This is a genomic window from Pseudonocardia sp., from assembly GCF_025465255.1.
In the GTDB taxonomy this organism is placed as follows: Bacteria; Actinomycetota; Actinomycetes; order Mycobacteriales; family Pseudonocardiaceae; genus Pseudonocardia.
This window is the reverse complement of sequence record NZ_JAODNI010000148.1, coordinates 1-12,601: the sequence shown is the minus strand read 5'-3', so window position 1 is coordinate 12,601 and position 12,601 is coordinate 1. Positions and strand designations below refer to the sequence as shown.

Sequence of the window (12,601 nt, the reverse complement as noted above, 5' to 3'; positions counted from 1 at the left end):
CAGCACGATCTCGAACGCCTCCTCGGGGACGACGGCGTTGAGGCCGACGCCGAGCAGCGTCACGCACGCGGTCAGCGCGATCCCGCCGTAGGGCACGCCGCTTCCGGACATCCGGGCCGTGAGCTGCGGTGCGGAGCCGTTCATCGCCATCGAGCGGAGGATCCGGCCGGTGGAGTAGAGCCCGGCGTTCAGGCTCGACAGGGCGGCCGTCAGGACCACGACGTTCATGATCGATCCCGCGCCCGGCAGGCCGATCGCGGCGAAGAACGTGACGAACGGACTCGTCCCCGCCTCGTAGGCGGTGGAGGGCAGCAGCAGCGCGAGCAGCACCACCGAGCCGACGTAGAAGATCGCGATCCGCAGCACGACCGAGTTGATCGCCCGCGGCATGATCTTCTCGGGGTCCTCCGTCTCCCCCGCCGCGGTGCCGATCAGCTCCATCGCGGCGTACGCGAACACGACGCCCTGGGTGACCAGGACCGCCGGGAGGATGCCGTTGGGCAGGATGCCGCCGTTGTCCGCGAGGATCGCGAGGCCGCCCGGCCGGCCCTGGATCGGGAACCGCCCCGCCAGGTACACGACGCCGATGACCAGGAACGCGACGAGCGCGACCACCTTGACCAGGGCGAACCAGAACTCCATCTCGCCGAAGACCTTGACCGACACCAGGTTCACGCTCAGCACGATGACGAGGGCGATCAGCGCGATCGTCCACTGCGGGATCGCCTGGAAGGCGCCCCAGTAGTGCACGTACAAGGCGACCGCGGTGACGTCGACGATCGAGGTGAACGCCCAGTTCAGGACGTACATCCAACCCGCGGCGTAGGCGGCCTTCTCGCCGAAGAACTCACGGGCGTAGGAGACGAACGAGCCGGACGACGAGCGGTGCAGCACCAGCTCGCCGAGCGCCCGCAGGATGAGGAAGGCGAAGAACCCGCAGATCGCGTAGACGACGGCGAGCGCCGGGCCCGCCTGGTTCAGCCGACCGCCGGCGCCGAGGAACAGGCCGGTGCCGATCGCGCCGCCGATCGCGATCATCTGGAGCTGACGGTTCTTCAGCCCCTTGTGGTAGCCGGCGTCCTCGTGGTCGAACCTGCTTCGGCCCTCGAGACTCCGGGGCCGCCCGGCCGCCGCGTCCTCGGACACCGACATGAAAGAACCCCCATCGCATCAGGTGTGGTTAAGCGCTTGCCCATGCGGTCGGGGACGTCCGGTGACCACTCCCGTGCGCCCGCATGGAGATCGGCGCGGATCTCCGGACGCTAGGTCCGCGGTGCCCGGGTCGCCGTCGGGAGCCGGTTCCGCTGTCCGGGTGATCCGTTTCGCGGAGAACTCATCCAGGGTCGAACTCGCCGGGGTCGAGCGCGAGGAGCGTCTCCCCCGCCGGCCGGAAACCGGCGCGCCGGTAGAACTCGAGACTGCGCGCGGTCGGGGCGAGGACGAGGCGGCGGTAGCGGCGCTCCCGGGCGTGCACGATCACGGCCTCCAGCAGCGCCTGCGGGACACCCTGGTCGGAGAAGGCGTTGAGCACGAACGCGTTGCCGACCTGGCCGACCCGCCCGCCGCGCCCGCCCGGACGCGGCATGTGCACGATCTCGACGACGTTGATCGAGCCGATGGCGGTGTACCCGGAGCGCTCGGAGCCGACCTCGGCCAGCCAGAACGTCCGTCGCGGCTGCTCGGTGCGCCACCACTGCGCGAAGCCGGCCTCGAACCCCGGGTCGTCGACGGGCCGGCCGGTCCGCTCCTCCACCCACACGCGGCGGAGCTGGGCGAGAGCGGCGCCGTCCCGCTCGTCCGCGACCCGGACACCGATCGTCCTCGAGCCGGGGGCCTCACGTGAACCGGGGCCGAGCTCAGGCACCCAGCTCCCGCCCGACCGGGTTCACCACCGTCAGCGGGAGCAGGGTCGTCCCGCTGGGTCCGACCTCGATGTCCGTGCCGGTCGACGGGCAGACGCCGCAGTCGAAGCAGGGGGTCCAGCGGCAGTCGTCCTGCTCGTTGCCGGCCAGCGCGTCCTGCCAGTCGTCCCAGAGCCAGTCCCGCTCCAGCCCGGAGTCCAGGTGGTCCCACGGGAGGACCTCGTCGCCGTCGCGCTCGCGGGTGGTGAACCAGGCCAGCGAGACACCTCTCGGCTCGAGCTCGGCCGCCGCGGCGTCGATCCAGCGCTGGTAGGAGAAGTGTTCGCTCCAGCCGTCGAACCGGCCGCCCTCGCGCCAGACCCGTTCGATCACCGCGCCGACCCGGCGGTCACCGCGGGCGAGCAGGCCTTCGATCAGCGACGGCTGGCCGTCGTGGTAGCGCATGCCGATGTTGCGGCCGATCTTCCGGTCGCTGTTGACGGCCTCGCGCAGCTTGCGCAGCCGGGCGTCGACGACGTCCGGGTGGGCCTGCGCGGCCCACTGGAACGGGGTGTGCGGCTTGGGCACGAACCCGCCGATGGAGATGGTGCAGCGGACGTCGTTGCGGCCCGACGCCGCGCGGCCGGCCTTGATCACGCGGTGGGCCATGCCCGCGATCTCCAGGACGTCCTCGTCCTCCTCGGTGGGCAGCCCGCACATGAAGTAGAGCTTGACCTGCCGCCAGCCCTGCGCGAACGCCTCGGAGACGGTGCGGATGAGGTCCTCCTCCGACACCATCTTGTTGATCACACGCCGGATCCGCTCGGAACCGCCCTCGGGGGCGAAGGTGAGCCCGGAGCGGCGGCCGTTGCGGGAGATCTCGTTCGCGAGGTCGATGTTGAAGGCGTCGACGCGCGTGCTCGGCAGGGAGAGTGATGTGTTCGAGCCCTCGTACCGGTCCGCGAGGCCCTTGGTGATCTCGGCGATCTCGGAGTGGTCCGCGCTGCTCAGCGACAGCAGGCCCACCTCGTCGAAGCCGGAGGCCCGGACCGCGGAGTCGACCATCTCGCCGATGCCCTGCAGGGACCGCTCGCGGACCGGGCGGGTGATCATCCCGGCCTGGCAGAAGCGGCAGCCGCGGGTGCAGCCGCGGAAGATCTCGACGCTGGCGCGCTCGTGCACGGTCTCGGCCAGCGGGACCAGCGGCGCCTTGGGGTAGGGCCACTCGTCGAGGTCGCTGGTGGTGCGCTTCTGGATCGTGCCCGGGACACGCTCGTCGGTGGGGCTGACGCTCTCGATCGCGCCGTCGTCGCCGTAGGTGACCTCGTAGAGCGACGGGACGTAGCAGCCGTCGGCGCGGCTCAGGCGGAGCAGCAGCTCGGCGCGGCCACCGGACCGTCCCTCGGCCTTCCACGCCTTGACGACGTCCGTGATTTCCCCGACGACCTCCTCGCCGTCGCCCAGCACCGCGACGTCCACGAACTGCGCGATCGGCTCCGGGTTGAACGCCGCGTGCCCGCCGGCGACGACGACGGGGTGGCTCTCGTCCCGGTCCTGCGCGTGCAGCGGGACGCCGGCCAGGTCCAGGGTCGTGAGGAGGTTCGTGTAGCCGAGCTCGGTGGAGAAGGACACGCCGAGCAGGTCGAACGCGCCGACCGGGCGGTGCGTGTCCACGGTGAAGGCGGGGACGCGGTGCTCCCGCATGAGGGCCTCGAGGTCCGGCCAGACCGCGTAGCAGCGCTCGGCGAGGGCGTCGGGACGCTCGTTGAGGACCTCGTAGAGGATCATGACGCCCTGGTTGGGCAGCCCGACCTCGTAGGCGTCGGGGTACATCAGCGCCCAGCGGACCTCGGCGGTGTCCCAGTCCTTGGCTTGAGCGTTGAGCTCGCCGCCGACGTACTGCACGGGCTTGGACACCCGGGGCAGCAGGGGCTCCAGGGCGGGGAAGACGGACGCGGGGCTCACGCCGACCCAGGGTAGCCCCGCGCCGCGGCCACCCGCCGACCGGGCAAACCAGCCCGGGATCATCCCGCGAGTCGGCGGTTCCGGTCGCGCGAGTCGGGATCGCCCACCCCGCGAGTCGCGATCTGAAGCCGGGCGAGTCGGGATCTGACGTGTCGCCAGTCGGGATCTCCGGCCCGGTGAACCGGACCGGGAAGGTCTCCTGACTGCACCTCCCGGACTTCCTGCGCCCGCCGCCGTCGGATCGGGTCGGTGGACGCACGGGGCTCGACGACGAGGATGTACGCGGCGTCATGCGTTCGGTCGCTGTCCCGCGAGACGGGCGGGACAGCGGCGCCCGTCAGCTCCCGGTGTGCGTGGCGGAGCGGGATCGGACCACGGACCTGGCTCGCTCGACCTGTCCGCGCGCATCTTGTGGACCGAGTGGTCCCAGAGCGCGACTCGCCCGGTCGCACCCGCGACTCGCCCGGTCGCAGAGCGCGACTCGCGGGGTCGTCAGGGGAGGAGGTGGGCGGCGCGGAGGGCGGCGCGGACGTCCTCGTGGTGCCACTCGTCGAGCGGGACGAGGGGGAGGCGGATGCCGTGGTCCATCAGGCCCATCTCGGCCAGGGCCCACTTCACGGGGATCGGGTTGGCCTCGACGAAGAGGGCACGGTGCACCCCGGCGATCTCGGCGTCGATCGCGGCGGCGCCCTCGGCGTCCCCGGCGACCGCGGCCTTGCACATCCGGGCCATCGCCTCGGGCGCGACGTTCGCCGTCACCGAGATGTCCCCGTGGAAGCCCATCAGCATGCTGGCGCGGGCGGTGGCGTCGTCGCCGGAGTAGAGCGCGAAGTCGTCGAGGCCCAGCGCGACCAGGTCACGGACCCGGTCCAGGTCGCCCAGCGCCTCCTTGAGCCCGACGATGTTGGGCACCTCCGCGAGCCGCTCGACCGTCGACGGCAGCATGTCGCACGCGGTGCGCCCGGGGACGTTGTAGAGGTACTGCGGGAGGTCCACGGCCTCGGCCACGGCCTTGAAGTGCCGGTACAGGCCCTCCTGCGGCGGCTTGTTGTAGTACGGCGTGACGAGCAGGGCGCCGTCCGCGCCGGCCTTGGCCGCCGCCTTTGTGAGGTGGATCGCCTCGGCGGTGTTGTTCGCGCCGGTGCCGGCGATGACCGGGACGCGGCCGTCCGCCACGTCGATGGTGCGGCGGATGACCTCGGTGTGCTCCTCGACGGTCAGCGTCGAGGACTCCCCCGTGGTGCCGACGGAGACGATCGCGGACGTCCCGGCCCGGATCTGCCGCTCGACCAGCCGTTCCAGCGCCCCGTGGTCGATCGTGCCGTCCTTCCGCATCGGGGTGACCAGCGCGACGAGACTACCGGTGATCATGTGCTCGGCCCTTCGGACGCTCAGGTGGTGACGGCCGACGGTAGCAAGTGCGAGCGGCTCAGCCCCAGGCCAGCCGGGCCGGCTGCACCGACCTGCTCACCCGGCGGATCGTCGTCGCCACCACGACGGCCAGCGCGACGACCGCCGCGACCACCACCGGCACGGGCGGCCCCGCCGCCGCGACCCCGGCCAGGGCCCAGGCGACCGCGGCCGCGTACCCGACGACGGCGGTCCCCGCGTTGACGACCGCCGTCGCGATCACGGCCACGACCAGCAGGACGACGATGGCGGCGACGTCCGCCAGCGCGCCGTCCCCCGGCAGCCCGATCCGGACGCCGGTGGCCGCCGTGCCGAGGGCCGCCGCCACGGAGACCCAGCCCGTGTACACGGCGACGGTCCCGCGGAACACGATCCGTTCGAGCCTGCCCTCCGCCGGCTCGTGGCTCAGCCGGCCGAACACGAGCGCGAGGATCGCCAGCAGCACGATGATCAGGATCTCGGCCAGGAACACGTGCCGGCTGCCGAAGGTGAGGATCCACAGCGGGTTCGCGACGGCCGCGGCGGCCAGCCACCACCCGGTCCGCCGGTGGATCGTGCGTGCTCGTTGGCCGGGAAGCAGCTGGTAGACGGCGTAGGCGAGGAAGCCGACATAGATCGGCCCCCAGATCGCGAACGCCCAGTTCGCGGCCAGCAACGGGGTGGCATAGGAGCGGGCGACGTCGCCGACGGGTTCGCCGACGACGCCGCTGCCACCGAGCCCGGAGATCACGAGCTGGGCGACGGCGAGTACGGCCACCACGACACCGCGGACGAGGTCCGCCGTGGTGGCACGCGGGGTCAGGACGGTCATGGCGCCATCCTCACCCCGCGGATGTGTGACGGCCATTCGGTCCGGGCCCGTCACCGGAGCAGGAGCGCCCCCAGCCACGAGCTGCAACCTCCGCGGACAGACCGACAGCGGGTAGAACATGGTGGCGAACAGGAACATCGGCAGCACGGCCAGGGTGACCAGGTCGAAGTCCTGCCAGGAGTCGGGATCACGGTAACCGGGACCCCCGACGGAAACGCTCAGTCCGCCGGCTGCCTCTGGAACCAGTGCTCGTCCCGGACGTCGTCGGGCCCGAGGCGTAGGGCGCCCGGGAACACGCCGACCTCGGTCCAGCCCTGCTTCACGTAGAACTCGGGCAGCCGCGTCCCGCCGCGGGTCGAGAGCAGCAGTTGCTCCAGGCCGAGGGCGCGGGCGAGGTCGACGGCGCCGCCGAGGTCGGCCGCCTCGCCCAGGACCAGCGGGTGCGCCCGGCCCGCCCCGACGTCCGCGATCGCCGCCTCCGCCTTCGCACGGATGTCCCGTTCCAGGGCGTCAGGGGTGAAACCCACGGCACCGCCGGCGCGGGTCACCGCGACCCAGAGGTCACCGAGCGCCGTCGCCCCGGGTACGACGCGGTGCGGGCCGGCGATCCCGGCCCCCGCCGTCAGAGGTTCGGGAACCAGAGCTTGATCTCGCGGGCGGCGGACTCGGGCGAGTCCGAGCCGTGGACGAGGTTGAGCTGGGTCTCGAGGCCGAAGTCGCCCCGGATGGTGCCGGGAGTGGCCTTCTCGACGGGGTCCGTGCCACCGGCGAGCTGGCGCCACGCCGCAATGGCGCGGGGGCCCTCGACGACCGCCGCCAGCACGAGGCCGGAGGTGATGAACTCCAGCAGCGACTCGAAGAAGGGCTTGCCGTCGTGCTCGGCGTAGTGCTGGGTGGCGAGCTCGCGCTCGACGGTCCGCAGTTCGAGGGCGACGAGGTCGAGGCCCTTGCGCTCGATCCGGGCGAGCACCTCACCGACGAGCTTGCGTGCCACGCCGTCGGGCTTGACGAGGACCAGGGTGCGTTCAATCACGCCGATCAGGGTATCGAGCGCCCGGACGATCTCCGTCACGGGACCTTTGCTCTGCGCACATCGGCGCCACAGGGCGCCGGGACCGCGCCGGCGGGCAGCGGTGGCGTGCGCAGAGCGAAGGGGCGCGAGGAGGACCTACTGGCGCTGGCTCGGCAGCTCGCCCCGCGCCATCTTCCCCGCGACGTCCCGGCGCATCAGCAGCAGCGCGACCCACACGAGCCCGAAGATCACCCCGACGGCGGCCAGCGACACGTGGATGAACCCGCACGCGATCAGCGCCACCTGCAGGGCCAGGGCGAACGGCAGGCCCCACGGCTTCCGCTGCACCCCGCACGCGACGACCATCAGCACCGCGAGGACCAGGACGAGGGTGAGCCCCACGCCGTTCATCGCCCCGACCGTGAACTTCGAGACGACCAGCAGCGCGAGCAGCACCACGATCGTCTCGAGCACGAGCACCGCGGCGAAGATCCCGCGGATGCCCTTCATCGGGTCCTTCGCGGGAGGCTTGATCGCAGGTTGCTCGCTCACGACGGCTCCAGCCCGAACACGGAACGCGCCTCACCGGCCGTCACCACGGAACCTGTGACGAGCACCCCGATACCGGATTCCCCGGCCTCCTCGGCCAGCTCCCCCGCCTGCTCGATCGCCGTGCGGAGGTCGGGTTCGACGCTCACCCGATCCCGGCCGAACACCTCGACGGCCAGCCCGGCCAGCTCGTCCGGGTCCATCGCCCGGGGCGACGAGTTGGCCGTGATGACCACCTCGTGCACCGCCGGCTCCAGCTCCGCGAGCAGCCCGCGGGCGTCCTTGTCCTTCATGATGCCGATGACCGCGACGAGCCGGGTGAACCGGAACTCCGACATCAGCGACGTGGCCAGGGCGCGGGCGCCGTGCGGGTTGTGCGCGGCGTCGAGCAGCACGGTCGGGACCCCGGGACCGCCCGCGACGACCTCGAGCCGGCCCGGCGAGCGGACCGACGCGAACGCCGCCCGCACCACGTCCGGGTCGATGGGCTGCTTCGGGCCGGCCCCGATCAGGGCCTCCGCGGCGGCGAGCGCCAGCGCCGCGTTCGACGCCTGGTGCTCGCCGTGCAGCGGGAGGAAGACGTCCTCGTAGCGGCCGCCGAGGCCCTGCAGCTCCAGCCGCTGCCCGCCGACGGCGATCTCCCGCTCGCGGACGCCGAACTCGGCGCCCTCCCGCGCGACCTGCGCGCCCACCTCGGCGGAGCGCTCGATCAGCACCTCCGCGACGGCCTTGTCCTGGGCCGCGAGGATCGCCACGGAGCCGGGCTTGATGATCCCGGCCTTCTCCCGCGCGATGCCGAGGATGTCCGTGCCGAGGAACTCGGCGTGGTCCAGCCCGATCGGGGTCAGCACGGCGACGTCCGCATCGGCGACGTTGGTGGCGTCCCAGCGCCCGCCCAGCCCGACCTCGACGATCGCCGCCTCGACGGGCGCGTCCGCGAACGCCGCGAAGCCCATCGCCGTCAGCACCTCGAACTTCGAGAGGGGGACCTCGTTCTTGGCGTCCACGAGGTCCACGAACGGCGCGACGTCCCGGTAGATCTGCACGTACCGCTCCGGGGTCACCGGGCGGTTGTCCAGGTTGATCCGCTCGGTGGCCCGCTGCAGGTGGGGACTCGTGTAGCGGCCGGTGCGCAGGCCGACCTCGGTGAGGATCGCGTCGATCATCCGGGCCGTGGACGTCTTGCCGTTCGTGCCGGTCAGGTGCACGACGGGGTACCCGCGGTGCGGCTCCCCCAGCACGTCGACGAGTGCGGTGATCCGCTCCAGCGACGGCTCCATGACCGTCTCGGGCCAGCGTTTGTCCAGCACGGCCTCGACGGCCAGGAACTCCGCGTACCCCGCGACGGACGACTGCGCCGGCACGACGTCCGGGGTCTCGCCGCCGCGGATCTGCTCCAGGACCGCGGAGATCACCGCGTCCTGGACGTCACCCTCAGGCGTCGGGACCGCGCCCTCGCCCTCCGGCAGCTCCTCGGGGTGGTCCGGGAACTCGTCCGGGTACTCGCCCCGCTCCTCGTCGTCGCGGCTCATGACGCAGGCAGCGCGGCGAGGCGGCCGGAGACCCGCTCGATCTCCGCGACCGCCGCCTCGCGGCGCCCGCGGATCCCGTCGACGACGTTCGCCGGGGCCTTCTCGGTGAACTTCGGGTTGGTGAGCTTCTTGTCCGCCTGGTCCAGCTCCTTCTGCGCGGCCGCGAGGTCCCGCCCGAGGCGGGCCCGCTCGGCGGCGACGTCGATCGCGCCGGAGGTGTCCAGCTCGACGTGGACCTTGCCCCCGGCCACGGTGACGTCGACGGTGGCGGTGGGCGCGAAGTCGTCCCCGGCCCGGTCCAGCCTGGTCAGGAACCGGACGGCCGCGCCGTGCGCCTCGAGCCCGGCCGCGTCCAGGCCGACGAGCCGCGCCGCGACGGAGCGTCGGTCCGGCAGCCCCTGCTCGGTGCGGAACCGGCGAACCTCGGTGATCAGCTTCTGCGCCGCCTCGACCCGCGCGACCACCCCGGCGTCGACCGGCAGGCCGGTGTCCTCACCGGGCCACGCCGCCGTCACGACGGTCTCGCCGCCGGTGAGGGTGGTCCAGAGGGCCTCGGTGACGAACGGGGTGATCGGGTGCAGCATCCGCAGCAGCGCGTCCAGGGCGTGGCCGAGGACCGCGCGGGTGCCGTCCGCCGTCGCCGGGTCGTCGAACTGCGGCTTGGCGAGCTCGAGATACCAGTCGCACAGCTCGTCCCACGTGAAGTGGTAGAGCCCCTCGGTGGCCTTGGCGAACTGGAAGTCCTCCAGCAGCGCGTCCGTCTGCTCGCGGACCTCGCGCAGCCGGCCGAGGATCCAGCGGTCCGCGTCCGTCAGGTCCTCGACGGCGGGCAGCGGCAGCGCCGGGGACGCGCCGTTGGCCATCGCGAACCGGGTGGCGTTCCACAGCTTCGTCGTGAAGTTGCGGGAGCCGGCGACCCACTCGTGCGACAGCGACATGTCCGTGCCCGGGTTCGAGCCGCGGGCGATGGTGAAGCGCAGCGCGTCCGCCCCGTAGGCGTCGATGAGCTCGAGCGGGTCGATGACGTTGCCCTTGGACTTCGACATCTTCTTGCCGTGCTCGTCCCGGATCAGGCCGTGCAGGTACACGTCCCTGAACGGCGCCTCGCCCATCGCGTAGATGCCGAACATCATCATCCGGACGACCCAGAAGAAGAGGATGTCGTAGCCGGTGACCAGCACGGAGTTCGGGTAGTAGCGCTCGAGGTCCGGCGTCTTGTCCGGCCAGCCGAGCGTCGAGAAGGGCCACAGCCCGGAGGAGAACCAGGTGTCCAGGACGTCCTCGTCCTGCCGCCAGCCCTCGCCCGTCGGCGGCTCCTCGTCGGGGCCGACGCAGACCATCTCGCCGTTCGGGCCGTACCAGACGGGGATGCGGTGGCCCCACCACAGCTGCCGGGAGATGCACCAGTCGTGCATGTTGTCGACCCAGTCGAAGAACCGGGACTCCATCTCGGCGGGGTGGATCGTGGTGGCGCCGGAGCGGACCGCGTCGCCGGAGGCCTTCGCGAGGGACTCGACGCGGACGAACCACTGCAGGCTCAGCCGCGGCTCGATCGGGACGCCGGTGCGTGAGTCGTGGCCGATCGAGTGCAGGTAGGGGCGCTTCTCGGCGACGATCCGGCCCTGCGCGGCCAGCTCCTCACGGATGGCGACGCGCGCCTCGAAGCGGTCCATGCCGTCGAAGCGCGTGCCCGTCCCGGCGATGACGCCGGCCTCGTCCATGATCGTGGGCATCGGCAGGTCGTGCCGACGGCCCATCTCGAAGTCGTTCGGGTCGTGCGCCGGGGTGATCTTGACGGCGCCGGAGCCGAACTCCGGGTCGACGTACGGGTCCGAGATGACCGGGATGTCCCGCCCGGTGATCGGCATCCGGATGGTCTTCCCGACCAGGTGGGCGTACCGCTCGTCGTCCGGATGGACGGCGACCGCGGTGTCCCCCAGCATCGTCTCGACCCGGGTGGTGGCGACGACGATGGCGTCCTCCCCGTCCCCGTACAGCATGGAGACGAGCTCGCCCTCGACCTCCTTGTGGTCCACCTCGATGTCGCTGATCGCGCTCTGCAGCTCGGGCGACCAGTTGACCAGGCGCTCGGCGCGGTAGATGAGGCCGTCGTCGAACATCCTCTTGAAGACGGTGCCGACGGCGCGGGAGAGCCCCTCGTCCAGGGTGAAACGCTCGCGGGACCAGTCGACTCCGTCGCCGAGGCGGGTCATCTGACCCAGGATCGAGCCGCCGGACTCGGCCTTCCACTCCCAGACGCGCCGGACGAACTCGACGCGGCCGAGCTCACGGCGGCCCGGCTCACCGGCCTCGGCGAGACGGCGCTCGACGACGCTCTGCGTGGCGATGCCCGCGTGGTCCATGCCCGGCAGCCACAGCGCGTCGTAGCCCTGCATCCGGCGGCGTCGGGTCAGGATGTCGATCAGCGTGTGGTCCATGGCGTGCCCGAGGTGCAGGCTGCCCGTGACGTTCGGCGGCGGGATGACGATGCTGTACGGCGGCTTGCCGGAGTCCGGGTCCGCGGTGAAGTAGCCGTTCTCGACCCACCGCCGGTACATGCCGGCCTCTACCTCGCCCGGGTTCCACTTGGGCGGGAGGTCGGCAGTGGCGCCTCTGATCGGGCGCGGCGGAAGGGTCTCGGTCACGCTGTCAAGTCTACGAGCCTCGCGCACCCCGGTTCCCCACCCCCGCGAGTCGCGATCTCAGACCCCGCGAGTCGGGATCTGGGACCACGCGAGTCGGGGTCCCGGGCCGCGCGTCACCTCGGGAGGAACGCCGTGTGGAGGCGGTCGAAGCCGAGGATCGGGGCGAGGCGGCGTTCGCGGATCGCCGCGGGGTCGAGGGGGCGGACGGTGGCGCTGCTCGGCTCGTAGACCCGCCACGTGCCGTCGTCGGAGATGCGCAGGGCGAGGCAGTAATGCCGCGGGACCCCGGCTCCCACCAGCAGGGGGACCGGGCGGCGGGCGCCGAGCGCGGCCTCGATCTCCCGGATCACCTGGTCCACGTCGGTGCCGGACAGGTCGTCGACGAACCGGACCCGGTACCGGCCGACGCCCGGCGCGTGCTTGCGGAGCCAGCCCGCGAAGGCCCACGGCGTGGTGCCCAGCGCCTGCGGCCAGAGCCGGTTGGTCTGCCGGTGGACCCGCTTCTGCAGCCCGTCGTAGCGGGCGGCGAACCCGTCCACGATCCCCGACGGCGTGGTCTCCCGGACCTCGAGCTTCTCCAGCTCCGCCGGATCGGCCCAGGTCGCGAGGGCGACCAGGACCGCGCTTCCGCACGTCGTGCCGTCGACCTGGTCGAGCTTCGCGCCTTCGTGCCGCTTCTCGCCGAGCGCGTCGGTGACGAGCGCGCGGCGGGGGCCGTTCAGGGACCGGACCGCGGCGACCTGCACCGGGGCGGCCCGGCGGAACAACCGCTGGACGGCGCTGCCGATGGCCGAGACCGTGCGCATCCGCGCCCTCCGTTCGTCCGGTGCACCGTG

At 72.2% G+C, this 12,601-nt stretch carries 11 protein-coding genes and 1 pseudogene; all 12 read right to left on the bottom strand.

Annotated features, from left to right (window positions below):
- A partial coding sequence (locus JWP64_RS18280; protein WP_297498635.1) for an amino acid permease occupies positions 1-1,152 on the bottom strand: 1,152 nt, incomplete at its 3' end.
- A gap of 181 nt (positions 1,153-1,333) precedes the next feature.
- A complete protein-coding gene (locus JWP64_RS18275) occupies positions 1,334-1,864 on the bottom strand; it encodes a GNAT family N-acetyltransferase (protein ID WP_297498631.1) in 531 nt (176 codons plus the stop codon).
- On the bottom strand, positions 1,857-3,806 hold the full coding sequence (locus JWP64_RS18270) for a TIGR03960 family B12-binding radical SAM protein (protein ID WP_297498628.1): 1,950 nt from the start codon (positions 3,804-3,806) through the stop codon (positions 1,857-1,859). Before JWP64_RS18270 ends, JWP64_RS18275 begins: the two co-directional genes overlap by 8 nt.
- A gap of 492 nt (positions 3,807-4,298) precedes the next feature.
- On the bottom strand, positions 4,299-5,177 hold the full coding sequence (dapA, locus tag JWP64_RS18265) for a 4-hydroxy-tetrahydrodipicolinate synthase (RefSeq protein ID WP_297498625.1): 879 nt from the start codon (positions 5,175-5,177) through the stop codon (positions 4,299-4,301).
- A 58-nt stretch (positions 5,178-5,235) separates the two neighbouring features.
- Positions 5,236-6,027, bottom strand: a complete 792-nt coding sequence (locus tag JWP64_RS18260) for a hypothetical protein (protein ID WP_297498623.1) — start codon at positions 6,025-6,027, stop codon at positions 5,236-5,238.
- A 75-nt stretch (positions 6,028-6,102) separates the two neighbouring features.
- A pseudogene (locus JWP64_RS18255) lies at positions 6,103-6,195 on the bottom strand (ABC transporter); the annotation flags it as partial.
- 50 nt (positions 6,196-6,245) lie between these two features.
- Complete coding sequence (locus tag JWP64_RS18250) at positions 6,246-6,554, bottom strand: hypothetical protein (protein ID WP_297498620.1); 309 nt, start codon at positions 6,552-6,554, stop codon at positions 6,246-6,248.
- Positions 6,555-6,649: 95 nt separating this feature from the next.
- Complete coding sequence (gene ndk / locus JWP64_RS18245; RefSeq protein ID WP_297498618.1) at positions 6,650-7,060, bottom strand: nucleoside-diphosphate kinase; 411 nt, start codon at positions 7,058-7,060, stop codon at positions 6,650-6,652.
- 135 nt (positions 7,061-7,195) lie between these two features.
- Positions 7,196-7,591, bottom strand: a complete 396-nt coding sequence (locus JWP64_RS18240; RefSeq protein WP_297498615.1) for a DUF4233 domain-containing protein — start codon at positions 7,589-7,591, stop codon at positions 7,196-7,198.
- Positions 7,588-9,120: a folylpolyglutamate synthase/dihydrofolate synthase family protein gene (locus tag JWP64_RS18235; protein WP_297498612.1), complete on the bottom strand. Its 1,533-nt coding sequence runs from the start codon at positions 9,118-9,120 to the stop codon at positions 7,588-7,590. The genes JWP64_RS18240 and JWP64_RS18235 overlap by 4 nt, the downstream gene beginning before the upstream one ends.
- Positions 9,117-11,765, bottom strand: a complete 2,649-nt coding sequence (locus JWP64_RS18230; protein WP_297498609.1) for a valine--tRNA ligase — start codon at positions 11,763-11,765, stop codon at positions 9,117-9,119. The genes JWP64_RS18235 and JWP64_RS18230 overlap by 4 nt, the downstream gene beginning before the upstream one ends.
- A 113-nt stretch (positions 11,766-11,878) precedes the next feature.
- Positions 11,879-12,601: hypothetical protein (locus JWP64_RS18225; protein ID WP_297498606.1), on the bottom strand; the 723-nt coding region annotated here is incomplete at its 5' end.

Coding starts and splice junctions, on each gene's coding strand:
- dapA (WP_297498625.1), bottom strand. CDS start 5,177: ATGATCACCGGTAGTCTCGTCGCGCTGGTCACCCCGATGCGGAAGGAC.
- JWP64_RS18260 (WP_297498623.1), bottom strand. CDS start 6,027: ATGACCGTCCTGACCCCGCGTGCCACCACGGCGGACCTCGTCCGCGGT.
- JWP64_RS18235 (WP_297498612.1), bottom strand. CDS start 9,120: ATGAGCCGCGACGACGAGGAGCGGGGCGAGTACCCGGACGAGTTCCCG.